The organism is Zoogloea sp. LCSB751, from assembly GCF_002028455.1.
Lineage (GTDB): Bacteria > Pseudomonadota > Gammaproteobacteria > Burkholderiales > Rhodocyclaceae > Zoogloea.
This window is the reverse complement of sequence record NZ_MWUM01000005.1, coordinates 127,877-153,443: the sequence shown is the minus strand read 5'-3', so window position 1 is coordinate 153,443 and position 25,567 is coordinate 127,877. Positions and strand designations below refer to the sequence as shown.

The 25,567-nt window shown below is 65.0% G+C and carries 21 protein-coding genes; 13 read left to right on the top strand and 8 right to left on the bottom strand.

The window, feature by feature from the left end; all coding sequences use genetic code 11:
- Positions 1–30 precede the first annotated feature (30 nt).
- Entirely contained in the window at positions 31–528 is a 498-nt protein-coding gene (locus B4920_RS07830) for a hypothetical protein (RefSeq protein ID WP_079434064.1), read from the bottom strand.
- A 166-nt stretch (positions 529–694) separates the two neighbouring features.
- Between B4920_RS07830 and B4920_RS07825 the strand changes: the two genes are divergently transcribed.
- Positions 695–1,108 carry a hypothetical protein gene (locus B4920_RS07825; protein WP_079434063.1) on the top strand — a complete coding sequence of 138 codons (414 nt, stop codon included), beginning with the start codon at positions 695–697 and terminating at the stop codon, positions 1,106–1,108.
- 106 nt (positions 1,109–1,214) lie between these two features.
- Here the strand turns inward: B4920_RS07825 and B4920_RS07820 are convergent, their stop codons facing one another.
- The 7 genes from B4920_RS07820 to B4920_RS28715 form a co-directional block, all read right to left on the bottom strand.
- Entirely contained in the window at positions 1,215–1,856 is a 642-nt protein-coding gene (locus B4920_RS07820; RefSeq protein ID WP_079434062.1) for a redoxin domain-containing protein, read from the bottom strand.
- A gap of 5 nt (positions 1,857–1,861) precedes the next feature.
- Positions 1,862–4,030, bottom strand: a complete 2,169-nt coding sequence (locus tag B4920_RS07815; RefSeq protein WP_216819801.1) for a protein-disulfide reductase DsbD — start codon at positions 4,028–4,030, stop codon at positions 1,862–1,864.
- A gap of 62 nt (positions 4,031–4,092) precedes the next feature.
- Positions 4,093–4,779, bottom strand: a complete 687-nt coding sequence (locus tag B4920_RS30830; protein ID WP_079434060.1) for a lectin — start codon at positions 4,777–4,779, stop codon at positions 4,093–4,095.
- A 34-nt stretch (positions 4,780–4,813) separates the two neighbouring features.
- A complete protein-coding gene (locus B4920_RS07805) occupies positions 4,814–6,394 on the bottom strand; it encodes a PepSY domain-containing protein (RefSeq protein WP_216819799.1) in 1,581 nt (526 codons plus the stop codon).
- Between the two features lie 261 nt (positions 6,395–6,655).
- Positions 6,656–9,472, bottom strand: coding sequence for a TonB-dependent receptor (locus tag B4920_RS07800; RefSeq protein WP_079434059.1), 2,817 nt, complete (start codon positions 9,470–9,472; stop codon positions 6,656–6,658).
- Positions 9,473–9,781: 309 nt separating this feature from the next.
- Entirely contained in the window at positions 9,782–12,646 is a 2,865-nt protein-coding gene (locus B4920_RS07795) for a TonB-dependent receptor (protein ID WP_079434058.1), read from the bottom strand.
- Positions 12,647–12,877: 231 nt separating this feature from the next.
- Positions 12,878–13,108, bottom strand: a complete 231-nt coding sequence (locus B4920_RS28715) for a hypothetical protein (RefSeq protein ID WP_139379451.1) — start codon at positions 13,106–13,108, stop codon at positions 12,878–12,880.
- A 316-nt stretch (positions 13,109–13,424) separates the two neighbouring features.
- Here B4920_RS28715 and B4920_RS07790 point away from each other — a divergent pair, with 316 nt between their 5' ends.
- From B4920_RS07790 to B4920_RS07740, 12 genes are all read left to right on the top strand, one after another.
- Positions 13,425–15,656 carry a DUF1549 and DUF1553 domain-containing protein gene (locus tag B4920_RS07790; protein ID WP_216819798.1) on the top strand — a complete coding sequence of 744 codons (2,232 nt, stop codon included), beginning with the start codon at positions 13,425–13,427 and terminating at the stop codon, positions 15,654–15,656.
- 35 nt (positions 15,657–15,691) lie between these two features.
- The gene (locus tag B4920_RS07785; protein ID WP_173862651.1) at positions 15,692–17,146 is read left to right on the top strand and encodes a DUF1501 domain-containing protein; all 1,455 of its coding nucleotides are present in this window, start codon (positions 15,692–15,694) and stop codon (positions 17,144–17,146) included.
- 116 nt (positions 17,147–17,262) lie between these two features.
- A complete protein-coding gene (locus tag B4920_RS07780; RefSeq protein WP_079434056.1) occupies positions 17,263–17,847 on the top strand; it encodes a peroxiredoxin in 585 nt (194 codons plus the stop codon).
- A gap of 10 nt (positions 17,848–17,857) precedes the next feature.
- A complete protein-coding gene (locus tag B4920_RS07775; protein ID WP_216819796.1) occupies positions 17,858–18,595 on the top strand; it encodes a c-type cytochrome in 738 nt (245 codons plus the stop codon).
- Between the two features lie 215 nt (positions 18,596–18,810).
- Positions 18,811–18,954 (top strand): hypothetical protein, encoded by a 144-nt coding sequence (locus tag B4920_RS29475; RefSeq protein WP_161493259.1) that lies wholly within the window; start codon positions 18,811–18,813, stop codon positions 18,952–18,954.
- Positions 18,955–19,020: 66 nt separating this feature from the next.
- Positions 19,021–21,486: a DUF1549 and DUF1553 domain-containing protein gene (locus B4920_RS07770; protein WP_216819794.1), complete on the top strand. Its 2,466-nt coding sequence runs from the start codon at positions 19,021–19,023 to the stop codon at positions 21,484–21,486.
- Positions 21,487–21,522: 36 nt separating this feature from the next.
- The gene (locus B4920_RS07765) at positions 21,523–22,968 is read left to right on the top strand and encodes a DUF1501 domain-containing protein (RefSeq protein WP_079434054.1); all 1,446 of its coding nucleotides are present in this window, start codon (positions 21,523–21,525) and stop codon (positions 22,966–22,968) included.
- A gap of 67 nt (positions 22,969–23,035) precedes the next feature.
- Complete coding sequence (locus B4920_RS07760; RefSeq protein ID WP_079434053.1) at positions 23,036–23,419, top strand: cytochrome c; 384 nt, start codon at positions 23,036–23,038, stop codon at positions 23,417–23,419.
- A gap of 4 nt (positions 23,420–23,423) precedes the next feature.
- Positions 23,424–24,002: a peroxiredoxin gene (locus B4920_RS07755; RefSeq protein WP_079434052.1), complete on the top strand. Its 579-nt coding sequence runs from the start codon at positions 23,424–23,426 to the stop codon at positions 24,000–24,002.
- On the top strand, positions 23,999–24,409 hold the full coding sequence (locus B4920_RS07750) for a hypothetical protein (protein WP_079434051.1): 411 nt from the start codon (positions 23,999–24,001) through the stop codon (positions 24,407–24,409). Before B4920_RS07755 ends, B4920_RS07750 begins: the two co-directional genes overlap by 4 nt.
- Positions 24,410–24,414: 5 nt before the next feature.
- On the top strand, positions 24,415–25,050 hold the full coding sequence (locus B4920_RS07745; protein WP_079434050.1) for a cytochrome c: 636 nt from the start codon (positions 24,415–24,417) through the stop codon (positions 25,048–25,050).
- Between the two features lie 34 nt (positions 25,051–25,084).
- Entirely contained in the window at positions 25,085–25,567 is a 483-nt protein-coding gene (locus B4920_RS07740; protein WP_079434049.1) for a (2Fe-2S)-binding protein, read from the top strand.

Below are 25,567 nucleotides of genomic sequence, written 5' to 3'. Positions count from 1 at the left end.
GGGTTTTTTTGCGTGTCGGTGCGGGGCTCGTCAGTCGGTGGCGAGCTGCCAGCCAGGGTGCTGGAAGTAGACGCCGTAGGATTGCAGGGCCTGGCGCAGGCGCGCTGCGCCGGCATGCCGCCGGAGCGGGCTCTTGCCGCGCATCATCTCGGCGCCGCCGAGCAGGTCGGCGATGACGACGTGCAACACTTCATCGGCTTCCGGTGCCAGCCGGCAGTGCTCGACGGCGTAGGCGACCTTCTGCTCGACGCTGGCGGCGAGGGCCGCGTAGTCGCGCTTGCTGAAGCGCTCCCGGTGAATGGCCGGCAGCGCCTGGGCCAGGGATCGATTGATGTCGTCCATCGCCTGGCGCAGTGTGGCGTCCGTTTCCCATTGGCTGCCGGCATTCAGATGCAGCCCGGCGGCCGGTGCGGCGCTGCCATGGTGGTCGTGGTGGTGATGGGCGTCGGCGGCGAAGGACGCCTGGCCTGGGGCGGCCAGCAGTGTGAGGGCGCTGATTGCCAGGGTGAGCCACGGTCGGGTCTGCATGTCTTTTCTTCCACTTGGTCGGGCGAGGTTTCGGCATTGTCGGCCAGACTGGCGACCAGGGCTTTAACCGGTATCAAGGGTGGCCCGGATCCCGCGTCATCGCGCCTTGCCGGCCCGGCATTGCTATAGTTCGGGCCCGAACATGCATCAATCAGTGAGACGAGAAATGGCCCAGCAGGTGAGCAAGGTTTTCCAACACATCGACTTCGCGATCTGGCACGTGCCCCAGGCCGGCGGCTACGTGTATGAGGCCGCCGGCGTGGAGCTCGACGACGACAGCTATCAGGACAGCCCTTTCGAGGACAGCTACGAAGCCGCGCTGGAGGCGGCCTGCGAACTCTACGACGTGGAGATCGGCAGCCTGGGCGCCGAGCTGCCGGTGGTGTATGCCAACCGTCTGTTCAGCGTGTATGCGACGCCGGATGGGGAGTTCCTGTTCCACTTCGCTAGTGAAGACAGTGAGGCGCCGACGCTGGCCAGCTACGCCGGCCTGCCGGGGCCGCTGTTCGAGACGCGCGAAGAGGCCATCATCGCCGCCTTCGAGCAGGATCTGGAGCGCCGCAGCGAGCGGGCGGACTGAGCGTTCCGCGAGCTGATTCCCGTTGTGGCGGAGTCAGGTGCTGAACGGAAGAGGGGCGGGGCGCCGGGTGGTCGGCGGCCCGCCCCTTTTTTTGCTGGAGCGTGGCTCAGTCGGCGTATTTCACCGAGCAGCCGTAGGGCTTGGTGCTGGCGTGGGCCACCGGGCGGCCGGCGCCGAGGTCGGCGAGGGCCAGCTTGACGTAGTTGTCGGCCTTGGCAATGTCATCCTTGCGGGTGGACGGAATGCTGTCGATGCCGCCCTTGTACACCAGCTTGCCGGCCGGATCGACGATGAACAGGTGCGGCGTGGTCTGGGCGCCATAGAGCTTGCCGAGCTTGCCGTCCGGGTCGAGCACCACGGCGCTTGGCGCGGCGTTGCGGAAGCCGTTGATCTTGATCGCCGAGGCGCCTTCGACGTGGCCCTGCTTGCCGGGCGCGGAGGAGATCACCTGCAGCCACACCACGCCCTTGCCGGTGGCGTCCTTCTGCAGTTGCGGGATGTTGCCACTCTCGTAGTGCTTCACGACGAAGGGACAATCGTGATTGCTCCATTCGAGCACCACCGTCTTGCCCTTGTAGGCGGCCAGGCTGACCGGCTTGCCGTCGGCGCCCTGGGCGGTGAAGGCCGGGGCCGGCTGGCCGATTTCGGCGTTGGCGTGGGCACTGCCGACGGCGGCCAGCGGCAGGGTGGCGACGGCGAGCTTGAACAGGCTGCGGCGGGAGAGCGTGCGGGCGAGGGCGAAGGGCATCGTGATTACTCCTTGGCGAGTTTGGGGGAAGCGGTGGCCGGCCCGGCCGCGGCGATGGCGGACAGGACCGTGCTGGGGGTGAGCAGCTGGGGCAGCACTTGCGGCGCGCTGCCAGCGCCGGCCGGGTAGAGCAGGTACAGCGGCACGCCGCTGCGCCCGAACTCGGCCAGGTGGGCGGAGATCTGTGGATCCTGGTTGGTCCAGTCGCCCTTCAGGTAGGTGATGCCGGCCTGCCGGAAGGCGTCCGTCACGCTGGCGTCGCTGAGGGCGACCTTCTCGTTGGCCAGGCAGGTGATGCACCAGGCGGCGGTGAAATTGACGAACACCGGCTTGCCGGCGGCGCGCAGTTCGTCGAAGCGGGCTTTGCTGTAGGGTTCCCAGGCGTGCTTGCCGGCCGTGGCGGTGGCCGGGGCGGCCGCATTGGCGACGCTCGACTGAACGCCGGCGTAGCCGCCGCCCAGTGCCGCCACCAGCGTCAGCAGGGCCACCCCGGTGCCGCCGTGGCGGGCGAACACGTGGGCGTTGCGGCTGCTGTCGTAGAGCCAGGCGGCGAAGGCGATGGCCAGCATGCCGCCCAGCGCGATGGCGATGGCGTTGGGGCCGGCCTGCTGGGCCAGCACCCACACCAGCCACACGGCGGCGGCGTACATCGGGAAGGCCAGCGCCTGCTTGACCCGCTCCATCCACACGCCGGGGCGCGGCAGCGCACGCTGCAGCGCCGGCCAGAAGCACAGCAGCAGGTAGGGCAGGGCGAGGCCCAGGCCGAGGCTCAGGAACACCGCCAGCAGCACCGGCGCCGACTGGCCCAGCGCAAAGCCGAGGGCGGCGCCCATGAAGGGGGCGGTGCACGGGGTGGCGACCACGGTGGCCAGCACGCCGGTGAAGAAGCTGCCGGCATAGCCCGGCTTGTCGGCCAGGGAGGTGCCGATGCCGGCCGCCGAACTGCCCAGCGTGAATACGCCGGACAGGCTGAGGCCGACGGTGAACATCAGGTAGGCCACCGCCAGCACGAAAGGCGGCGACTGGAACTGGAAGCCCCAGCCGACCTGGGCGCCGCCGGCCTTGAGGGCGATCAGCACGGCGCCGAGGGCGGCAAAGCTGGACAGCACACCGGCGGTATAGGCGAGGCCCTGCAGGCGGACCTGGGCACGGTCGTGGCCGGCATGGCGCAGTACGGACAAGGCCTTGATGGAGAGCACCGGGAAGACGCAGGGCATCAGGTTGAGGATCAGCCCGCCGGCGAGGGCCAGCAGCACGGCCATGCCGACGCCCAGGTCGGCACTCTCGGCGGTTTGCGGCGCCGCCGCGATGGCGCCTGCCGCCGCAGAAACCGGCGTTGCGACGCGATAACCCTGAACACGGCCGTTGCCGTCACGGATGCTCAGCACGCCGCTGAGGGTTTCGGCGTCCTTGAGGGGTTCGTCGCCGGGCTTGATGCGGATTTCAATGGCGTTGCCGACGACGGTGACCGGCTGCGGCGCGTCGTGGGCGGTCTTGCCCCACTGGTCGGCATAGAACCACAGCTCGCCCGGAGGATGGGCGGCGAGGGCGGCAGCAGCGATGCGCAGCGTGATGGCGTCCTTGCCGGCGCGGGCTTCGATGGGCCACGGGCTCTCGATGGGGAGGCTGGTGCGGGCCTGTTCAATGAGCGGGCTGCCGGGGCCGACGCTGCTGCCTGCAGCCTGCACGGGGAGTGTCAGCTCCAGCTCGACCTGTTGCGGGATGCAGGTTTCCTGGCACACCAGCCAGTCCACCGTGGCCTTCACCGGGAAGCGTCCGCCGGCCTGAAGATCGGCTGGTGCCTTGACGGTGGCGAGCAGCGTGACTTCGTTTTCGTAGCCGTAGTTGACGACCGGGCCGAGCTTGAAGCGCCCGGGCGTCGGCCACTGGATGTCGCCGGCGCGGGCCCCTTCCGGCAGCGTCCAGCCGATCTGCGTGGCGAGGCCGGAGTCGCCCGGATTGACCCAGTAGGTGTGCCAGTGGGGAATGATCTTCTGGCGCACGCCGAGCTGGATTTCGTCGCCGGGGCGGATGGCGGCGGCGGAGGCGACCAGTTCGGCTTCGACCTGCGGCGTGCTGGCACGGGAGGACGCAGCGAAGCCGGTGTTGGCGGCGAGGCCCAGGGCCAGCACGGTCAGGCCGGAAGCGAAGCTCGCGAATGAGAAGGGGCGCATGGCGGTCATCGGGCGGGGACGGGCCCCGCGCTTGGGCCCCGGCAAGGCCGGGGCGGGGTGGGTCAGTTGGTGGCGAAACAGTAGAAGTAGCCGGCACCGCCGGTGCTGATCAGGTTCTCCTGGCTGCAGCCGCGGCTGCCGTGGGTGGAGTTCCACGACACGTTGCCGCCGGTGGCGCCGCGGTTGGTGCGGTCGGAGTGGCCCAGCTGCACGCTGCCTTCGCCGCTGCTCGTGTAGTTCTTGCAGGTGTGGTCGGCGGCGTCGCTGTAGGCGCGGCCGTCGGGCTTGGAGCCGGTGATGATGTCGTGCTGGTTCGGGGTTTCGCCGACGCCCTTGATCGGCTCGCCCTTTTCGGTCAGCGCGGTGGTGCGGTGCAGGTTGCTGCCGAGCTGGCCGAGCTCGACGGTGTCGCCGTGCAGGTGGGCCACGTCGTTGGCGACGATGGCGTTCTTGGCGTTGGCCCACGGGCCCTTGCCGATGCGGTCGCGGGCATTGACGGCCGGCTGGCCGTTGGCGGCCTGGGTGCTCAGGTAGGCGTGCCAGGTGCGGTTGCCGGCACCGACCGCGGCGGCCAGCTTCTGGCAGTGGGCATCGGCGCCGGCCAGGCCGCCCAGGTCGGCACCCTTGCCGAGACCGACGCTGGTGACGAAGAAGCCGAGGGGCAGCTTGGGCGCCTCGGCGGCCTGCTGGGCGATGGCGGCGCCGGCGGCGAGGACGAGGGCGGCGGCGATGAGGGTGGTGCGCTTCATGTGGAGTTTCCTGCGGTGGTTGTAAAAGCGGTGTTCAGCTCGCCGGGCTGTCGGTGGCCAGACGTGGCTGGCCGGCGGTCTGGGGCTTGCCGGGCTTGGCCTTGGGCTTCGGCTTGTCGGTCTCGAAGGTGCGGCGCAGGCGCTTCCAGCCGATCACCAGGCTGCTGGCCCCAAGCACTACGCCGAGCAGCACCCAGACCAGCATCCAGGCGTCCCACACGGGGCGCTGGTAGAGCACGCCGAAGTCCCAGTGGTGCAGCGCGGAGTACAGCCAGCGATAGACGCGGCGGCTGTCGTCCTGGCGCAGCAGCAGGCGGCCGTCCTGCGGGTCGATGTAGAGCCGCGTGGCGCTCTTGTCGTCCAGGTCGACGCGGACCACCGGCAGCGGACGCTCGACGGCGCCCTGGTGGTGGCGCGGGTAGTAGTAGCTGTCGTAGTCGTTGACGATGCTCTGGGTGGCGACCTTGCTGCCGGGAGCAAGCCGTTCGGCGGCCCGGGCGAGGGTGGTGGCGTCGAAGGCGCTGACCGTGGCATCCACGTTGTGCGGCGTACGGCTGCCGTCGGCGGCCTGGGCGACGAGGACGGCCTTGTCGCCGAGACGGCGCCAGGCCAGTTCGACGACGCGGCGGCTCTCGTCGGCGGTGACGAAGGCCGACGGGCGCCAGTCGCGCATCGCGGCCGGTAGCTCGGCGCCCTGGTAGCGGGCCAGCTCCTCGCGGTTGGGGGCGGCCGGGGAGAACAGCTGGAAGGGGTTGTTGCTCAGGTAGCCGCTGAGGGCCCACAGCAGCGCGGCGCTGCCGCCGAGCAGGCCGGCCCAGAAGTGGTACTTGAACCAGAACTCCCGGTAGGGCTGCTTGCGCCCCTGGCTGTAGGTGGGGCGGCCGCCCCAGCCCGGGCGCCAGCGCTGCCAGCCGATGATGAGGCCGGTGAGGCAGGCGGCAAAGGCGATGAAGCCGAGCCAGGCCAGCACGGTGCGGCGGGTGTCGGCGCTGAGGCCGGCGGTTTCGAGGGGGCGCAGCAGGTGGATCCAGTTGCCGGTCCAGTACAGCGCGCGGTCGAAACGGGTGGAGTCGCGTACTACTTCGCCGGTGCGTGCGGAGATCAGCAGCTCGCGCCCGCTGTCGCCGACGGCGAAGCGGTGGAAGGGACGCAGCGCTTCGTGGTTGCGCACGGCGCTGTCCTGGATGCCGGTGTCGAGATAGGTTGGCGCGGTGCTGACGGGCGCGCTGTCGGCGGCCAGCCATTGGGCGGCGATGCGGGCGGCTTCGTCGGCGGAAGTCTCGTGCACGCGGCCGTCCACGGCAGATAGGGCGAAGCGTGCGCCACGGTTGTCTTCGACCAGCCACAGGGGCTGGCCGGCCTGGCGGACCAGTCGGGCGTCGGTGGCGATGGCATTGGCCTGTGGGCGTTGTGCGGTGCTGCGCGTCCAGGCTTCACCCAGGCTCAGCCAGCCGAATTCGGGGTTGAGCAGCTCGCGGTGGGCCAGCTGCTCGGACTTGCCCAGCGCCGACGGGCCGGCGTACATGATGACCAGACCGGACAGGAACCAGACGAACATGAACAGGGCCAGGCCAATGCCCGCCCAGCGGTGGATCTGATACAGGAGACGTTTCACCGGGATGCCTTTCTTGTGACGGACGACAGGAGCCGGAAACGAAGTTCCGGAATGACGCCGGAGTGGCGATCCCGGTTGACAGGCAATCTTGATGCCATTCCCTTTTTAGGAAAGTGGTCTTTGTTATCAAGGGCTTGGAGTTCAGTAGCAAAATGGCTGCTGGATTCGGCGCATTCCGCTGCTGAATTCAAAGCACTCGTAGTCAAAAAAGCCCCCCGGGTGGCCCCGGGGGAAATCTCGAGATGACGAGGAGGTTCCTGCTTACAGCTTGCCGGTGAACATCAGGCCCACCCAGCGCGGTACTGCCGGGGTGAAGCTGTTCCAGGTGCTGGCCAGCGGCGTGCTGTCACCGAAGGCGTTCTTCACCAGCAGGCTCACGTCGTAGGCTTTGTCGGCACGACCGATGCCGATGGCCAGGTCAGTGATGCTGTAGTCGGAAATCCACGAGTAGCTGGACAGGGAGTTGTCCGAGTTGGCGCGGCTGTAATAGACGGTGTTGAAGCTGGCGTGGAATTCCTTGTCGCCGAACACCGGGCGGCGATAGTCGGCTCCGATGTTGAAGTTCCACTTGGAGGCACCCGGCAGGGTCTGGCCGCTCAGGTCCTTGTAGGCGGGGGCGCCAGGGTAGTTCTCCTCGTTGGGCAGGGCCGCGTTGGTGAAGTCCTTGTAGCGGGCATCGTTGTAGGCGCCGGAGAAGCGCAGGGTCACGTTGCGGATGCCGGCATACACGCCATCCACTTCGATGCCCTTGGCCTGCACTTTCGGCACGTTGCCGGTGGCGGAGGTGTAGTAGTTGGTGCCGTCGTTGTTCAGGTTGGTGGTGTATTGGTCAAGCACGCGCACCGACTGTTGGTAGTCGCGGATGTTCATCAGGTACAGCGCGGTGTTGAAGATCAGCGTCTTGTCGAGCAGGGTGGACTTCAGGCCCAGTTCGAAGGAGTTGGTCTTCTCGGCCTTGACCAGGTTGGAGACACCGTTGGTCAGCTGGGAGATGCCGGCCTTTTCACCATACTGCCAGGAGAAGTAGGTGGTCAGGTTCGGATTGACCTTGTAGGACGGGCTGACCACGAACGCCGGTTGGGTGTCGCGGTAGGACTCGGCCTGGGTCTGGTTGAACAGTACGCCCACCTGGGTCGCGCGGATCGCCTTGGCATCGGCGACCTGGCGCTTCTGCTCGGCGGTCAGGCTGTTGTAGGCGGAGCCCGGGCTGTTCGGATTGACGGCGACGCCGAAGTACTTGTTGGCGACCTTGTCGGCCAGCGCGAGCTGGGCCGCGGAGTTGGCGGCGGCGAGCACGCCGGTGCTGTTGGAGGAGAAACCACCCAACTGCACGCCGTTGACGGCGACCGGGTTGAGTTCGGCGCCGTTGCCGTAATCGCGGATGAAGCTGGAGCCGGTGTTGGAGCGGTCTTCGCGGGTCAGGCGCAGGCCGGTGGTCAGGGTCAGCGGCTCGCTCAGGTGCCAGTTGGCCTGGGCGAAGACGGCCGAGCTGGTGTTCTTGATGTTCTGCAGGCCGGTGGGGGAGTTGTAGGCCATCACCACGCGGTCCAGCGAGTTCTGCATCAGCAGCTGGCCGGCGGCGCTGGTGTTGAGGCGGTTGTACTGGGCGGTGCTGGCGAACCAGGCGCCGGCGTCGTTACCCCATTCGCGCTGGTATTCCGAACTGTTGGAGACGTTGATGTAGTACAGGCCGGCCTGGTAATCCACGAGGCCGCCGGTCTTGGAGCTGATCCGCAGTTCCTGGGTGCGCTGCTTGTAGTCGTTCCAGAAGCCGCCAGCGTTGCGGTAGATGTCGAAAGGCGTGCCGTCGTCGTTCACCGCGTTGAAGTGGTAGTCCTTGTAGGCGGTGATGGAGGTCAGGGTGTGGTTGCCGACGTTCCAGTTCAGCTCCAGCGAGGCGCCGTGGCTGCCGGTGACGAGGGGGCGCACGGTGTCGTTGTTGACCGCCCGGTGGCCGCCGCCATACAGGTAGTCGTTGGCGTAGTTGTAGGTGTTCTGCTGCTTGAACCAGGAGCGGGCCAGGCGGGTGGAGGCGTCGGTGCCGAGGGCGTTGACGGCGCCGTTGGAATAGAGCGTCGGGGTCGGCGTGTTGATGGTCCGGCCGTTGGTGGTTTCACCGGCGCGGGGTTGCAGCTCGACGGCCAGACGGGCGTTGAAGTCCTGGGTGGGGGTCAGCAGGAACTGGACGCGGCCGGAGACGCGGTCGATGTTCTGGTAGGTGATGTCCTTGTTGTCCAGGTTGCGGATGTCGCCTTCGCCCTTGTCCACCACGAAGGAGCCGCGCCAGGCCAGCAGGTCGTCGACGATCGGGCCGCCGCCGGCGAACTTGCCGGTCACCCGGTCGTTCTGGCCGAGGGTGATGGAGTAGTCGGCGCTGGGCGTGAAGGAGGGTTTGCGGGTGGTGATGTTGACCACCCCGAGGCTGGTGTTCTTGCCGAGCAGGGTGCCCTGCGGGCCGCGGGTGACTTCGACCGCTTCGATGTCGTGGTAGGTGAAGCTGGAGGTCAGCGCGTTGTAGGCGTAATTGACGCCGTCGACGATGACGCCGACGCTGGGATCCTGGGCTTCGGTCTGGCCCTGCTTGCCGATGCCGCGGATGGACAGGCTGGAGGTGCGCTGGTTGCCCTGATTCCAGGAAATGTTGCCGAGGCGCTGGGTGATGGCCTTGATGTCGTCGGCGCCGGTGCGGTCGAGTTCGCGGCCGGTGACGACGGCGACGGACAGCGGCACGTCCTGCAGGCGTTCGATGCGGTTACGGGAACGGATCACCACCGAGTCGAGGGCGACGGGTTCTTCCCTGAGGGGCGCGGCCGCGGGTTCGGCGGCTACCGGGGCGGATGCGGCGGGAGCGCTGCCGCCTTCTTTCTTCTGCAGTTCCTGCTGGGCCTTTTCAAGGGCCTGTTTGAGGCGGGTGATTTCCGATTGCAGTTCGGCGCTGGATTTTTCCTGGGCGTGCACCGCACCGCTGGCGAGCACCGAAACGGCGGCAATGGCGGCGGCGACGGGCGACAGGCGGAAACGGGCAGCTTCGTTGCGACGGGCGGCTGGGCGCGGTCGAACCTGGGTATTGCTGGTCATGACGGTACGGTTCCTCTTGGAAATATTCGAGGACCCATTCCGCAATAGCTATGCCACGCCAGCGAATTGGACTTATAAGAAATAAGGAAATCCATATTCCTGCCAATAAGTCGTGGAAAAACAGTGATTTTTTTGTCAGCTTTGGTGTGATTGACGTTATGACGGATAAGGATTGTGAAAATGGTGTAAGCAAATGCAAAACAGCGGAGTTGCTGATTAGGCAGCAGCTACGCATTCAGATTGTTTGTTGCGATGCAGCTGTACCCACCCCGTGGCGGGGTGGGCGTTTTTCAGATTATTCCATTCAAATCAGAGCTTGCCGCTGAAGACGATGCCGTACCAGCGGGGGTAGGGATAGGGCGTGTAGCTGGCCCAGCCCTGCTCGTGAGCAGTGTCGTTGAAGGCGTTCTTGGCGATGAAGGTCACGTCGTAATTGCCCCTGACGTGGCCGAGGCCGATGGCCAGGTCGGTGGTGGCATGGTCGGGCACCCACGCATAGTTGGAGATCAGCTCGTCGGTGTTGGCCTTGCCGGTGTAGGCGGTGGTGAAGCTGGCGTGGAAGACCTTGTCGCCGAGCACCGGGCGGCGGTATTCGCCGCTCAAGTTGGCCTGCCAGTACGGCGCTTCGCCCAGCCGCGTGCCACTGCGGTCGATGAAGGGGTTGGACAGGTAGGCCAGTTCGGACGGCTTGCCGGCGTTCTTGAAGTCCTTGTAGCGGGCATCGTTGTAGGACGCCGCCAGGCGGAAGCTCGTGAAGGGGATGCCGTTGTAGGTCGCGTCTACTTCAACGCCGGAGACCTGCACCTTGTTCACATTGCCCTGCACGCTGGCATACGCGGTCGGATTGGCGATGCCGTTCTTGATATTGTCCTGGGTGGCAAAGTCATCCACCGCGACAACCGTCTGCTGGTAATCCTTGATGTCCATCAGGAATACGTCGGCATTGAGGGTGAGCGTCTTGTTGAGCAGGAAGCTCTTGACCCCCAGCTCGTAGGCGTTGGTGCGCTCAGGTTTGACGGTGGTCGGAATGCCATTGACCACCAGGGCCGAGCCGGACTTCTCGCCGTATTGCCAGCTCGCGTAGGCGGTGATGTCGTCGTTGATCTTGTACTTCGGGCTCAGCACCGCGGAGTGGAGCTGGTCCTTGTAGTCGCTGCGCACGTTGTTGACCAGCGTGGCGATCTGCGATGCGCGGATCGCCTTGGCTGCGGCCACCTGGGCCTTCTGGGCGACGCTCAGCTCGGCATAGCTGGAGACGCCGAAGTACTTCTGGGCGACAGCGTTGGCCTGGGCCAGCTGGGCTGCGCTGTTGGTGCCGGCAAGGTTGCCGGCGGTTCCGTTGGCGACGCTGGCCGTGGTGTAGGCCACGGAGCTGAAGCCGCCGAGGGACTGGGTGTTGCCGGCGCCGTCGATGCGGACGGAGACCGGGTTCAGCGCGGTGCCGTAGCCCAAGTTGTTGAGGGCGTTGAACTGGGTGGTGGAGCGGGCTTCGGTGCCGATGCGCAGGCCGGCGGTGACGGTCAGGTTGTCGGTGACGTGGACGTTGGCCTGGCCGTAGATGGCCTTGCTGAAGGTCTTGATGTACTGCTCGCCCCACTTGTAGAGGCCGCTCAGCGAGTCGGTGGCCAGCGATCGACCTGCGCCAACGTTGGTGCCAGCGTTGGTGATGAGGGTGCCGTACTGAGCGTTGTTGGCGAACCAGGCGCCGGCGTCGGCGCCGTAGCCGGAGCGGGATTCGACCTCGTCCTCGGTGCGCAGCAGGAAGATGCCGGTCTGGTAGTCGACGAGCTTGTTCGGCTTGCCGGTCAGGCGGAATTCCTGGCTGGTCTGGTTGTAGAACACGCTGCCGCCGCCGAGCTTGCTGATGTCGAAGGGCGTGCCTTCGTCGTTACGGGCCTGGAAGGTGTATTGGCGGAAGCCGGTGATCGACGTGAGGGTGTGGGTGTCGTTGAGATTGTAGTTGAGCTCGGCAACGGCGCCGCTGCTGGACGCGATCTGGCCCTGCGTTTCGTTCTGGTAGACCTTGCCTTCGCGAGTGATGCTGTTGATGAAGGTGTTGTAGTCGAAATTGCGGCCGGCGAACCAGCTGCGGTTGAGGCGCGTGCGGTTGCCGGTGCCGCTGGGGTCCACCAGCGTACCGTTGGCGTAGTACAGCGGCGTGTCCACGAAGTTGGTCAGGCCGTTCTGCAGCTGCGGCGCGCGCGGTTGGATGTCCAGGCTCAGCTTGGCGTTGAAGTCCGGCGACGGGGTCAGCAGGAACTGGGTGCGGGCGCTGACCCGGTTGCGGTTGTACATGGTGTCGAGTTGCTTGTTCGAGTCTTCAGCGACGGTGTAATAGCCTCGCTGGTTGTCCACCACAAAGGAGCCGCGCCAGGCCAGCAGATCGTCGATGATCGGGCCGCCGAGGGCGCCCTTCAGTATCACGGTTTCCCGCTGGCCGTAGGTGATCTCCAAGTCGGAGCTGGGCGTGAAGGACGGGGCCTTGCTGGTAATGGTGAGGGCACCTGCGCTGGCGCCCTTGCCCTGCAGCGTACCCTGCGGGCCACGGGCCACTTCCACCGACTGGATGTCGTAGAAGTCGAAGTTGCCGAGCTGGGACAGGCCGTAGGGCACGCCGTCGACGATGATGCCGACGCTGGGGTCCTGTGTTTCGGTGAAGCCACGCCGGCCGAGGCCGCGGATCGACAGGGACGAGCCGCGGGTGTTGTTCTGGTTGAAGGTGATGTTGCCGAGACGCTTGGTGATGGCTTCGAAATCGGAGGCCTGTTCGCGCGCCAGTTCTCCACCGGAAACCACGGAAACCGACACGGGCACGTCGTGGAGCTTTTCCAGCTGGCGACGGCTGCGGATCACCACCGAATCCAGGGCTTGGGGCTTGACGGCTTCTGCTGCCTCCTCCTGGGTCGGTGCTGCAACCGCAGCAGGGAGGGCGGAGGGGGTGACTGCGCCGGAGGTGCCGCGTGACTTCTCGAGTTCCTTTTTGAGTTGCTGGATTTCCGCGTTGGCTCGGTTCAGTTCGCTTTGCAGCTCGTTGGCGGACTTTTCGCCTGCCGCATGGAGGGGCGCAGATGAAATCGCGAGACCGGCAATCAGGAAAGCGGCAATCGGCTTGAGACGGAATGAAGACGGAGACAGGGAAGAAGGCGTGGATGGTCGGTGGAATCGATCAGTCATGGCGGAGACTCTCTTTTTTAGCTGAGATGTAAATGGACGCAATGCCTTGAGCAACCGCTGTGCCAATCGAACTTTCCGGTTTTCTATTTGTCCGGCTGTTAATTAGATGAATCCTTGTGACTGTTTTGACAGGGTAAATGCAAGTCTTTTTGGGTATTCATAAATAATATTTAGCTTATTAGTAAAAGATATGTTGTTGGCTTGTGTGCAATTCTGACTCTTTGGTTGTGATTATTTGAACAGGTCTTGCCCGGCTGTTGGCGTCTGGCATCGGTCCGGGTATTCCTGTTTTTTCGTTAATTCCTGTGTGGATGCACGCACGCGCTGCGTGCTGGGCAGCAGCATGCCTGTAAAGCGTGTTGCCGCTTCAACATTAGCCACCGAAGGGGCTTTGCGAGCGTCGCCGGTTCGAATCTTTTTGTTGTTAAAAGATCCTTTGTAAACATTTGGTTGCAAGTGCATGCGACTCTTTTGAGGGGCGTTTTGGGCGTTGGCACGCTTGATGCGACTGAAATGGTCGCTGCGTGCGGAGTTTTCTTTCGGGTGTTGTTGCCGGTCTGGGGCTCCGTGGCGCTTTGTCTATTTGCAGAAATAGCATCGGGTGGCGGCCGGCTTGTTCGCCAATACGATGCTTTCCGGTTGTTCTTAAATGGCCTTAGGGGGTTGGTTGATGTTAAAAAGAAAAGGAATCTATATCGCTGTCGCCTTGGCGGTCAGTGCCTCTGCTATTCATGCGGAAGGAGATACGAAGGCTGCTCCGGCGGCGGCAGCCAAGGCAGTGCCGAATGGCTGGGCCTATCAGCCGGTGAAGCAGCAGCAGCCTCCTGCGGTCAAGCAGCAGAAGTGGGTGCGCACGCCCGTTGATGCATTTGTGCTGTCCCGTCTTGAGGAAAAAGGTATCAAGCCGTCGACGGAAGCCGATCGTGCCACCTTCATCCGCCGCGCCACCATTGATGCTTGGGGCTTGCTGCCCACGCCGGAAGAGGTCAAGGCCTTCGTCAATGACAAGTCGCCCAATGCCTACGAGAAGCTGGTGGATCGCCTGCTGGCCTCCCATCACTTCGGCGAGCGTCAGGCTCGGCGCTGGCTCGATCTGGCGCGTTATGCCGACAGCTCCGGTTTCCAGAATGACGCGACCCGTCCCAACAACTGGCGTTATCGCGATTATGTGATCAAGGCGTTCAACGACGACAAGCCTTTCGATCGCTTCATTCGCGAACAGGTCGCCGGCGACGAATTGTGGCCGGACAGCCAAGAGGCCAAGATCGCCACCGGCTTCATTGCCGGCTATCCGGACAACGCCAACTCCCGCGACCTGGTGCAGCGCAAGTACCAGATCTCCACCGATATCACCGACACCATCGGCGAGACCTTCCTCGCGTCGACCATCGGTTGCGCCCGCTGCCACAATCACAAGTCCGACAAGGTCAGCCAGAAGGAATACTTCCAGCTGCAGGCCTTCCTGGCCAATACGTCCTTCGATCAGCGTACGCCGCTCGCCAAGGGCACCGAAACTCCGTGGGACAAGAAGTTCGCAGAGCAGCAGGCCAAGTACCGCGAGGCGACCAAGGAAATCCGCGACAAGCAGGCCGCCATCCTGAAGCCTTATCGCGAAGCGGCCATCAAGTATCAGAAGGAACGCTATCTCACCGATAGTCGTGAATCGATCTTCAAGCCCGAAAGCGAATGGAATGCCCTCGACCGTTGGGTGAATTTCCGTCACAAGACTGTTTTCAATCCGGACACCGACACCGCCGGCTATCTGCGCCTGACTGCTGAGAACAAGGAGCACCAGGATTATTCGCCCGATCGCGCGGCAGCCTGGAAGGAATACCAGAAGCTGCAGGCCGAATTGCGCAAGTTCGACAATCTGCGTCCGATCGGTGGGTCGGTGAATATCACCGCCGCCACCGAACTGGGGCACTCCGATTCGCCGCCGACCTTCGTGCGCTTTGGCGGTATCCACGAGCGTCCGACCGAGGAAGTCCAGCCGGGCATCCCGACCCTGTGGGGCGGCGACAAGCTCGAGATCAAGCCGACCGCGACTTCGTCCGGCCGTCGCACTGCCTACGCCAACTGGCTGGCCAGTCCGAACAATCCGCTGACCCCGCGCGTCTATGCGAATCGCGTGTGGAGCCAGTACTTCGACAAGGGCATCGTGCCGACCGTCGCCGACTTTGGTCGTGCCGGTGAGAAACCGACCAATCCGGAGCTGCTCGACTACCTGGCCAGCTCGTTCGTGAAGAACGGCTGGAGCGTCAAGAAGCTGCACAAGGAGATCCTGCTGTCGGCGGTGTATCGCCAGTCTTCCGAAGAGCGTGCGGACGTTGCCAAGCTCGACCCGAAGAACGAGCTGCTGGCCGTTTATCCGCGCAAGCGTCTCGAAGCTGAAGAAATCCGCGATGCGCTGCTGTACGCGTCCGGTCAGCTGACCGATGTGGTTGGTGGCCCGGCGGTGTTCCCGCCGATCGCCAAGGTGCTGGAAGGCGGCCAGGCCGACTTCGACGGCAACCGTCAATGGACCGTGTCCAAGGACAAGGCCGACTGGAACCGTCGCAGCATCTACATCTTCAGCCGCCGCAGCCTGCCGTATCCGCTGCTGCAGAACTTCGACCCCGCCAATCCTTCGCAGGCTCACCACAAGCGTGACGTGACCACCACCCCGCTGCAGGCGCTGACCCTGTTCAACAGCGACATCGTGGTGAATTGGTCGCAGGCGCTGGCCGGCCGGATCATCAACGAAGCGGGCAAGGACCAAGCCGCCCAGCTCAGCCGTCTGTACCAGATCCTCTTCTCCCGCGAGCCGAACAAGACCGAACTCGCCGCACTCAAGGAATTCCTGGTGAAGGAAGAGGCCATCGTGCAGAAGAAAGTGGCTGACGGGAAGTTCGAAGCCGCTGTACCGACCGGCCTGAAGGACCCGAGCGTCATCAATCCGGTGCGCGGCGCAGCCTTCGTGGATCTGGTGCATACCGTCGCGAACTCCAACGACTTTGCTTACCGCTTCTGATTGACCCCCAACATCTGACGACAAGGAAAAAAATTATGAGCATCAACCGTCGCGATTTTCTGCTCAAGACCGGTCTCGGGCTGGGTGGCGCTGCTGCCGCCGGCGGCTTCATCCCCGGTCTCGGCTACATCAATGCAGCCACCGCTGCCGAACTGATCGACCCGCTGGCCGCCAAGCAGCCGCACTTCCCGGGCAAGATCAAGTCCGTGATCTGGCTGCACCAGAACGGCGCCCCCTCCACGCTGGATCTTTACGATTACAAGCCGGAACTTGAGCGTCTCGCCGGTACGCCGGTGCCGGCGTCCTTCCTGAAGGGCATCAAGACCTCCACCCAGGGTGGTGTCAGCAAGCTCTTCGCTTCGAAGCAGCGTACGTGGAAGCAATACGGTCAGAGCGGTGCATGGTTCTCCAACCTGCTGCCCAACCTGGCTCAGCACGCCGACACGCTGACCTTCGTGAAGTCCAGTGTGACCGTCGGTGCGACCCATGACATCTCCATCCTCAAGCTCAACACCGGCGACCTGAATCCGGGCCGTCCGTCGCTGGGCGCATGGATCACCTATGCCCTGGGTTCCTTGAACCCGGATCTGCCGCCGTACGTGGTGCTCTACAACGGTGAGCAGGAGCCCAGCGCGGGCTCGGTGAACTGGAGCTCCGGCTTCCTGCCGGCGGTGTATCAAGGCACGGCGTTCCGTCCGGGCGAATCCCCCATCCTCTACCTGGAGCGCCCGGACCTGCGTTCCGCATCCCAGCAGCGCGCTTCGCTGGACCTGCTGAAGCAGCTCAACCGTTTTGGCGGCGACCGTCGTCCGTCCGACACCGAGCTGCGTGCCCGCCTGGAGTCCTACGAACTGGCCGACCGCATGCAGACGGCGGCGCCGGCGGCGGTGGATCTCTCCAAGGAGTCCGAGGCCACCCTCAAACTGTACGGCATCGACGACCCGACCAGCGAGAGCTACGGCAAGGTGCTGCTGCGCGCCCGCCGTCTGGTGGAGCGCGGCGTGCGCTTCGTGCAGGTGGTGTCCGGCTACCCCAGCAACATCTCCGACCAGGAGCGCCGCAGCTGGGATGCCCACAGCGATCTGGACGGCAACCACGCCACCCAGGCACGCATGGTGGACAAGCCCATTGCCGGTCTGCTGACCGACCTGAAGGCTCTCGGCCTGCTCGACACCACGCTGGTGGTGTGGGCCTCCGAGTTCTCCCGCACCTCGTGGGGCGAGAGCGGCACCGGCCGCGACCACAATCCGTGGGGCTACACCCAGTGGCTCGCCGGCGGCGGCCTGAAGGCCGGTTTCACCTACGGTGAGACCGACGACATCGGCCTGCAGGTGGCGGACAAGGAAAAGGGCGTGGATACCTATGACCTGCATGCCACCGTGCTGCACCTGATGGGTCTCGACCACCTCAAGACCACCTTCCTGAACAACGGCCGTTCCGAGCGTCCGACCGTTGTTTACGGCAAGGTCGTCAAGGAACTGCTGGCCTAAGGGCTGGTGGTATCAGGCGGGGGCCGGCAGAACCGGCTCCCGCCTTTTTCCAGCAGAGCGGGTCGGCGCGCTGTGCTATTCGAAGAAAAATCATAATTCCCCAATTGGATTCAGCAATGAAGCGATCTCTTCTGTCCGGCCTGCTGCTCGCCAGCGTGTTTGCGATGCCCGCGACCGCGGCCCTCAACGAGGGCGACAAGGCGCCGGAATTCAGTACCCAGGCTTCGCTGGCCGGCAAGGCATTCAATTATTCGTTCCGCGATGCCCTCAAGAAGGGGCCGGTGGTGGTCTATTTCTACCCGTCGGCCTTCACGGGCGGCTGCAACCTGCAGGCCCACACCTTTGCGGAGAACATCGACAAGTTTTCCGCGGCGGGTGCGACGGTGATCGGCGTGTCCCTCGACAGCATCAAGCGGCTCAATGCCTTCTCGGCGGATCCCCAGTACTGCGCCAGCAAGGTCGCGGTGGCTTCCGATCCGGATGGCAAGATCGCCAAGTCCTTCAATCTTGCGGTGGCCGACGTGCCGGCAGGGCGCAAGGACACGCGCGGCGAGGACATCGATCACGGCCGTGTGGATCGTGTGACCTTCGTGGTCAAGCCGGATGGCCAGGTCGCTGCGACGATTGGTGGTGTGGCACCCGTCGAGAACGTCGAGAAGGCCCTCGAAACGGTGACGCGCCTGGCGTCCGCGCGGCGTTGAGGGTGATCGTTTGAGTTTTAGAGTTCGTAAGACCCCGGGCCTGGCCTGGGGGGCAGGGGGCTGCGCTGCGCTGTTGGTTGCGGTCTTCCTGTCCGGGCCGGTGTTGGCCCAGGCGGTAAAGAGCAAGGGGAAGTCGGTAGGGGGGGCGGTTCCCATCGTGGCCGCCCCCGCTCCGCGTACCGGCGATCCGGTTGCCGGCGCCCGTAAGTCGGACGATGAACGCTGCCAGGAATGCCACGGTGTCGACGGGCATGGGTTTGACCAGAGTGCCAGCTCGGAAGGGCGGCACCCCAAGCTGGGCGGCTTGCCCGCCGACTACATCGTCAAGCAGATCGCGGATTTCCGCAGTGGTGCGCGCAAGCATGACGTGATGACAGTGATGGCGCGGACGGTCGATCCTGCTGACATTGTGGATATCGCAGCCTATTTCTCCAGCCAGAAACCCATGAAGGGCGATGGCAAGGGGGACAACCCGGTGGGAAGGGCGCTGTTCGAGAAGGGTGATCCCGCCCGCGGCGTGGCTGCCTGCGTGTCCTGCCACGGTCCGGCGGGGAAGGGCATCGCAGCTCTTGGGGCGGCATCGCCTCCCATCGGTGGCCAGGAGTGGCGTTACCTGGAAAAGCAGTTGCTCGACTGGCGCAGCGGCGACCGCGGCAACAGCACCGACGGCGTGATGAACCGCATCGCCAAGTCCTTGAGCGACGAAGAGGTCAAAGCGCTGGCGGACTACCTGGCGGGGCAGCTCTGAAGCTGCCGCTGTACAGGGTGGTTCATGCTCTGTTGGCGGTGCAGCATTTGCGTTGTCCAGGGTGCTGGCAGGGCAACAGATAGGCTTGCTGATCCGGCTTGTCGGGGCCGGCGGCAGCGCCTTTTCTTTGCGTCGGGAGAATTTGTAAGCGATTGAAAAATTAAATTCTTGATTCCCATCCAATGACCTTGGAATGCATGCCCGGATAGGGCGGCATGGATTCTGCTGACAGTCTGGATGCCGATGCGCAGGTGTCGGTTCATCCAATCTGTCATTGGAAGGTTTGGGCAATGAAGAGTCTGAAATTGGCCATGTCGCCGACGCCGGCATTGATGGCGACCGCTCCGGCTGCCCGCTGAACCGAATGCAGATTTTCTATGCGTCGGTTCGGTGAGGAGTCGACGCAGGCACATGGAGTTGAAACGATGAAGAGAAAAGCCGCATCCCTGGCTGTGGCCTGGAGCCTGGTCGGGGTTATGAGTCTGGAGTCGGTGGCCGTGCTGGCCGCCGAAACCGCATCCGCCGAACAGGCGCGCTCTGCCCGTTCGGCGCAAAGTCAGCAGCACTGGGCCTATCAGCCCGTTGCACGGCCGGCCACGCCGGCCGTGAAGGACGGCAAGTGGGTACGCAGCCCGATCGACGCCCTCATCCTGTCCCAGCTCGAAGCCAAGGGCATCAAACCGTCCGCCGATGCAGACCGGGCCACGCTGATCCGTCGCGTCACGCTGGATACCTGGGGCATCATTCCGACCCCGGAAGAGGTCAAGGCTTTCGTCAATGACAAGTCGCCCAACGCCTACGAGAAGCTGGTCGACCGCCTGCTCGCCTCGCCGCGCTACGGCGAGCGCTGGGGCCGCCGCTGGCTGGACCTGACCCGCCACGCCGACAGCGACGGCTACAACACCGACGGCACCCGGCCCAACATGTGGCGCTACCGGGACTACGTCATCAAGGCCTTCAACGACGACAAGCCCTACGACGTCTTCATCAAGGAACAACTGGCTGGCGACGAGCTGTGGCCTGACCGTAAGGACGCCCTGGTGGCGACCGGCTTTCTGCGCAACTTCCCGGACGAGATCAATGCCCGCGATCTCAACCTGAAGAAGCAGGAGATCGCCAACGACCTGACCGACACGGTCAGCTCGGTGTTCCTGGCCACCACCGCCAACTGCGCCCAGTGCCACAACCACAAGTTCGACAAGTTCAGCCAGAAAGAGTACTACCAGCTCCAGGCCTACTTCGTGAACACCAGCTTCCGTGACGACGTCACCCCGCTGTCCGGCAAGGAGCTGGCCGACTACTCGGCCAAGCTCGCCAAGTGGGAAGAAGCGACCAAGGACGTTCGCGCCAAACAGGAAGCCCTGCTCAAGCCCTACATCGACAAGCTGGAGGCGGACCGCCTGCTCGGCTTCGTGCCGGAGACCCGCGAGTCCATCACCAAGCCGGAGAAGGAACGCAACGCCTACGACCGCTGGATCTACCACCGCAACCTGTGGACCATGTCCGGCCGCACCCGCAATGCGGCCAACCAGATGAAGGAAAAGGACAAGGCCCAGTATGCGGAGTACGAGAAGCTGCAGGCCGAGCTGAAGAAGTTCGACGACCTCAAGCCGAAGGATCCGGGCAACATTTCCACCGCCACGGAGCTCGGCCACAGCGATTCGCCGTCCACCTTCGTGCTCTTCAAGGGTATCTACGACCGCAAGCTGGAAGAAGTCCAGCCCGGCCTGCCGGCTGCCCTGTCCGGCGGCCAGAATCCGCAGATCGTCGCCACCGCTGCCTCGTCCGGCCGGCGCACCGCGCTCGCCAACTGGATCGCCAGCCCGTCCAACCCGCTCACCGCGCGGGTCTTTGCGAACCGGGTGTGGAACAACTACTTCGGCCGCGGTCTGGTGGATACCGTCAATGACTTCGGCAAGATGGGCCAGAAGCCGGTCAATCCGGCGCTGCTCGACTACCTGGCCGACAGCTTCGTGAAGAACGGCTGGAGTGTGAAGAAGCTGCAGCGGGAGATCCTGCTGTCCAGCGTCTATCGCCAGTCGTCCGACCATCGCGAAGAACTGGTCAGCGTCGATCCGGAGAACAAGCTGCTGGCCTATTTCCCGCGCCAGCGCCTGGACGCGGAGCAGGTGCGCGACTCCCTGCTCTACGCCGCCGGGCTGCTCGAAGAAAAGATCGGCGGTCCGTCGGTATTCCCGCCGGTGCCGGTCAATTTCGACAACCGTAACGCGTGGAAGGTCTCCGACAGCCTGGCCGATCAGCACCGTCGCAGCGCCTACATCTTTGTGCGTCGCAATACGCCGTATCCGCTGCTCGACACTTTCGACTGGGCCAACCCGCAGCTGGTCCATGGCCGCCGTGAAGTCACGACCACCGCCCCGCAGGCGCTGGCCCTGGTCAATAGCGACCTGGTCTTCGAGTGGTCCAAGGCGCTGGCTGGCCGGGTGATTCGCGAGGTCGGACAGAACGACAGCGCACGCCTCGACCGCCTTTACCAGATCGCCTTCGGCCGTACGCCGGACAAGGCCGAGAAGGAGTCCCTGCTGGCCTTCCTCGACAAGCAGGAGAAGGTCGTCGCCGGTCAGCTCGCCGGTGGCAAGAAGCCGGTGTCGCCGGTTGGTGACAAGGACGCGGGTGTCGTCCGCGAAAAGGTCGACGGTCTCTTCAAGACCCTCTACGGACGTAGCCCCGACAAGTTCGAACGGGCCACCCTGCTGTCCTACCTGGATACCCAGCAGGCCAAGCTGAGCAAGGCTTCCGATGACGGCGACGACAGCGCCGGCGGCGCCAGGGCGGTGACCAAGGACAGGACCAGCCCGGCCCGCAGCGCCGCCTTCGTGGAGCTGGTCCATGCCGTGGTGAACTCCAACGAATTCCTCTATCGCCTGTAAGCGCTACATCGAGAACAAGGCAGGAACACATACATCATGACTCACGATCACAACGCCCGTCGTCGCTTCCTCGTCAATGCCGGCTATGGCATCGGCGCCTTCGCCTTCAGCGGCGTGCTGCCCGGTGGCGGCTTCATCTCCTCGGTGCAGGCCGCGGAGTACCTCGACCCACTGTCCCCCAAGCAGCCCCACCACACGCCCAAGGCCAAGGCGGTGATCTGGCTCCACATGGCCGGTGCGCCGTCCACCCTCGACCTGTTCGACTACAAGCCCGAACTGGTCAAGCTGCACGGCCAGCCGCTGCCGGATTCCTTCTCCAAGAACCTCAAGACGGCCACCGACGGCGGTGTCGGCGCCCTCTACGCCACCAAGCGCACCTGGAAGCAATACGGTGAGAGCGGTGCCTGGTTCTCCGACCTGGTGCCCAACCTGGCCCAGCACGCCGACAAGATCTGCTTCCTGAAGGGCAGCAAGACCGAGGGCTCGACCCACGTCATCGCCTCTCTCAAGCTGCACACCAGCGGCCTGGTGCCGGGCCGCCCGGCCCTCGGCTCGTGGATCCAGTACGGCCTTGGCACCAACAACCCCGACCTGCCGGCCTTCGTGGTGCTCGCCAACGGCCGCAGCACTGGCGGCGGCGGTCGTGGTCAGGTGATCTGGAGCTCCGGTTTCCTGCCGGCGGTGTACCAGGGCACGGCCTTCCGCCAGGGCGATTCGCCGATCATGTACCTCGACCGCCCGGCCGGCGTGTCCGACTTGGAACAGCGCAACACGCTGGAGCTGCTGAAGACCCTCAACCAGCGCACCACCGCGCGCTTTCCGGCGGATACCGAGCTGGAAGCCCGCCTGCGCTCCTACGACTTGGCCTACCGCATGCAGAAGTCCGCGCCGGACGCGGTGGACCTGTCCAAGGAAACCGAGGCCACCAAGAAGCTCTACGGCCTCGACGACAAATCCACGGTGGAATACGGCACCAACCTGCTGCGTGCCCGCCGCCTGGTGGAGAAGGGCGTGCGCTTCGTGCATGTGATCTCCGGTTCGCCGGACGACAGCCTGCCCGACTGGGATGCCCACAACAACATCGAGAAAAACCACGGCACGATGGCCAAGCTGGTGGACAAGCCGATCGCCGGCCTGCTCGCCGATCTGGAAGCCCGCGGCCTGTTGAAGGACACGCTGGTGGTGTGGACCTCCGAGTTCGGCCGTACGCCTTACGGCCAGACCGGTGACGGCCGCGACCACAACCCGTGGGGCTTCACCTCGTGGATCGCCGGCGGTGGCATCAAGGCCGGCTACACCCACGGCGCCACCGACGAGATCGGCCTGCGGGCGGCGAGCGGCATCGTCGACACCTACGACCTGCAGGCCACGCTGCTGCACCAGCTGGGCCTCGACCACCGCAAGCTGACCTTCCAGTACCAGGGCCGCCAGGAGAAGGCGACGACCGTCTTCGGCGACGTGGTGCCGGAAATCATTACCTGACCGGCAACGGGGGGCGAGGGCAGGGGCCCTCGCCATGCCCGCCGGCATTCACCCTGAGCTTCAACCCATGTACAAGAAAAGACTGTTTCGCCTTGCCCTGACCAGCCTGCTCGCCACAACCGCGCTCACCGCCTCCGGGGCGGTGGATGAGGACTTCATGCGCACCGTGGAGGACACCTTCAAGAGCGCGGATGCCGCCATCGGCATCAAGGACGCCAAGACTGCCACCGCCGACGCCAAGGAGCTGGAGAAGCTCTTCAAGGAAGTGGTGGACCATTACGTGAAGAAGGGCGATGCCGAGGACGGCGTGAAAATGTCCCAGAAGAGCATCGACCTGTCCGCGCGCATCGTGACCACTGTCGCCGCCAAGGATTTCGACAGCGCCGCCGCCGCATCCGCCGAACTCGGCCGGACCTGCAAGGCCTGCCACAATGTCTACAAGCAGGACTGATCCCATGAAAACCCTCGCGATCGGCGCCTTGCTCGCCGCCCTGGCCGTGCCCGCCGCTGCTGCTCTCAAGGAAGGCGACGCTGCGCCGGACTTCAAGGCCCAGGCCTCGCTGGCCGGCAAGGCCTTTTCCTATTCCCTGAAGGACGCCCTCAGGAAGGGGCCGGTGGTGGTGTATTTCTACCCGTCGGCCTACACCAACGGCTGCAATCTGCAGGCCCACACCTTTGCGGAGAATATGGGCAAGTTCAACGCTGCCGGCGCCACAGTGGTCGGCGTGTCCCTGGACAGCATCGGCCGCCTCAACGAATTCTCGGCCGATCCCGAGTTCTGCGCCGGCAAGCTGCCGGTGGCGTCGGACGCCGACGGCCGCATCGCCAAGACCTTCGACATTGCCGTGCGCGAGGCGCGTAGCGGGGCGAAGGACACCCGTGGCAAGGACATCGACCACGGCTTCTCCGAACGCACCACCTTCGTGATCCGGCAGGACGGCCGCATTGCTGCCACGGTGGCCGGTCTCCAGCCGGTCGCCAACGTGGACAAGGCCCTTGAAGTGGTGCAGGCCCTGGCGGGCGGGCAGCGTTGAGCTTCGCGCTGTCCCGCCTGCTGTCGGTTGCCGCGCTGAGTGCCGGGGCTTTGTGCGCCGGCGGCGCCACGGCCGACAGCATTCTCGAGTTCGACGTGTGGATGCAGAAGATCGACCGCCACAGCCAGTCGGTGCTGCTCGCCCTCAAACGCAAGGACGCTGCGTCAGCCACCGCCGAGGCCCGTGAGCTGGAACGCCTGTACGGTTTGATGGAACGCTTCTACGAAGCCCGCGGCGAGCACGACGATCCGCTGCTGCTGTCCTGGGATGGGCGCCAGCGGGCGGCCCGTGCGGCGAGTCTGGTCGAAGGTGGTGACTTCGACGCGGCCTACGAGTCGGCGTTGGGCATCGCCCGCGATTGCCGGGCCTGCCACGACCGCTTCAAACCGATCCGGCCGCTGGGGTGAGCGCGATGCGGCTTGTGTTTTCACTCCGGGTGCTGCTGCTCGGCGCGCTGTGCGTGGCCGGCGGCGCGGCCGCCGCGGAGCGCATCGGCGACCCGCTGGCCGGCAAGGCCTGGTCCGACGAGAACGTCTGCAAGGAATGCCACAATCCCGACGGCAACAGCACGGTGGCCGAGTACCCGCGCCTGGGCGGCCAGCAGGCGGCCTATCTGTACAAGCAGCTGCGCGACTTCCGCGACGGGCGCCGCCGCAACGTCATCATGCAGGCGCTGACGCAGGAGCTGGGCGACGCGGAGCTGGCCAACGTGTCCGCCCATTTCGCCGCTCAGCCCGTCATGGCGGGCGCCACGGCGGGCGCCCGGCCCGTCAGCGCGCTGGGGCGCAGCCTCTTCGAGCAGGGCGACAGCGCGCGTGGCATTCCGGCCTGCAGCGCCTGCCACGGGGCCGACGGCAAGGGGCGGTTGGCTGGCAGCCTGGCCTACCCGGCCATCGGCGGCCAGCACCGCTTCTATCTGCGCGGTCAGTTGCAGGACTGGCGCAGCGACACCCGCCGCAACAGCCCGGACGGCGTCATGAACCAGATCGCCAAGGCGCTGGGCGACAAGGACATCGAAGCGCTGGCGGACTATCTTTCAGGTTTGTAGGGCGCGCTTTCAACCATCCGGATCGAATCAATCCATGAGCAAATACACCCTCTCCATCAACGGTCGCAGCCGCAGCGTCGAGGCCGCGCCGGAAACGCCGCTGCTGTGGGTCCTGCGCGACAGCCTGTCGCTGCTCGGCACCAAGTTCGGCTGTGGCATCGGCCAGTGCGGCGCGTGCACGATTCATCTCAACGGCGTGCCGACCCGCGCCTGCATGACGCCGGTGTCCACTGTCGGTCGCAAGCAGGTCACCACCATCGAAGGGCTCGATCCGCAGGGCGAGCACCCGCTGCAGCGGGCCTGGAAGGAGCTCGACGTGCCCCAGTGCGGCTACTGCCAGGCTGGCCAGATCATGACCGCCGCGGTGCTGTTGAAGGAGAACCCTCGCCCCAGTGACGAGGACATCGATGGCGCGATGGCAGGCAACCTGTGCCGCTGCGGCACCTATCTGCGCATCCGCAAGGGTATTCACCGGGCTGCCGAACTGGCCGCCGCCGACAAGAAGCTTCGCAAATGA

Bases quoted from the DNA above. Each gene is read 5' to 3' on its own strand.
- B4920_RS07830 (WP_079434064.1), bottom strand. From the start codon at position 528: ATGCAGACCCGACCGTGGCTCACCCTGGCAATCAGCGCCCTCACACTG.
- B4920_RS07825 (WP_079434063.1), top strand. From the start codon at position 695: ATGGCCCAGCAGGTGAGCAAGGTTTTCCAACACATCGACTTCGCGATC.
- B4920_RS07820 (WP_079434062.1), bottom strand. From the start codon at position 1,856: ATGCCCTTCGCCCTCGCCCGCACGCTCTCCCGCCGCAGCCTGTTCAAG.
- B4920_RS07815 (WP_216819801.1), bottom strand. From the start codon at position 4,030: ATGCGCCCCTTCTCATTCGCGAGCTTCGCTTCCGGCCTGACCGTGCTG.
- B4920_RS30830 (WP_079434060.1), bottom strand. From the start codon at position 4,779: ATGAAGCGCACCACCCTCATCGCCGCCGCCCTCGTCCTCGCCGCCGGC.
- B4920_RS07800 (WP_079434059.1), bottom strand. From the start codon at position 9,472: ATGACCAGCAATACCCAGGTTCGACCGCGCCCAGCCGCCCGTCGCAAC.
- B4920_RS07795 (WP_079434058.1), bottom strand. From the start codon at position 12,646: ATGACTGATCGATTCCACCGACCATCCACGCCTTCTTCCCTGTCTCCG.
- B4920_RS28715 (WP_139379451.1), bottom strand. From the start codon at position 13,108: ATGCACTTGCAACCAAATGTTTACAAAGGATCTTTTAACAACAAAAAG.
- B4920_RS07785 (WP_173862651.1), top strand. From the start codon at position 15,692: ATGAGCATCAACCGTCGCGATTTTCTGCTCAAGACCGGTCTCGGGCTG.
- B4920_RS07780 (WP_079434056.1), top strand. From the start codon at position 17,263: ATGAAGCGATCTCTTCTGTCCGGCCTGCTGCTCGCCAGCGTGTTTGCG.
- B4920_RS29475 (WP_161493259.1), top strand. From the start codon at position 18,811: ATGGATTCTGCTGACAGTCTGGATGCCGATGCGCAGGTGTCGGTTCAT.
- B4920_RS07770 (WP_216819794.1), top strand. From the start codon at position 19,021: ATGAAGAGAAAAGCCGCATCCCTGGCTGTGGCCTGGAGCCTGGTCGGG.
- B4920_RS07765 (WP_079434054.1), top strand. From the start codon at position 21,523: ATGACTCACGATCACAACGCCCGTCGTCGCTTCCTCGTCAATGCCGGC.
- B4920_RS07760 (WP_079434053.1), top strand. From the start codon at position 23,036: ATGTACAAGAAAAGACTGTTTCGCCTTGCCCTGACCAGCCTGCTCGCC.
- B4920_RS07755 (WP_079434052.1), top strand. From the start codon at position 23,424: ATGAAAACCCTCGCGATCGGCGCCTTGCTCGCCGCCCTGGCCGTGCCC.
- B4920_RS07745 (WP_079434050.1), top strand. From the start codon at position 24,415: ATGCGGCTTGTGTTTTCACTCCGGGTGCTGCTGCTCGGCGCGCTGTGC.
- B4920_RS07740 (WP_079434049.1), top strand. From the start codon at position 25,085: ATGAGCAAATACACCCTCTCCATCAACGGTCGCAGCCGCAGCGTCGAG.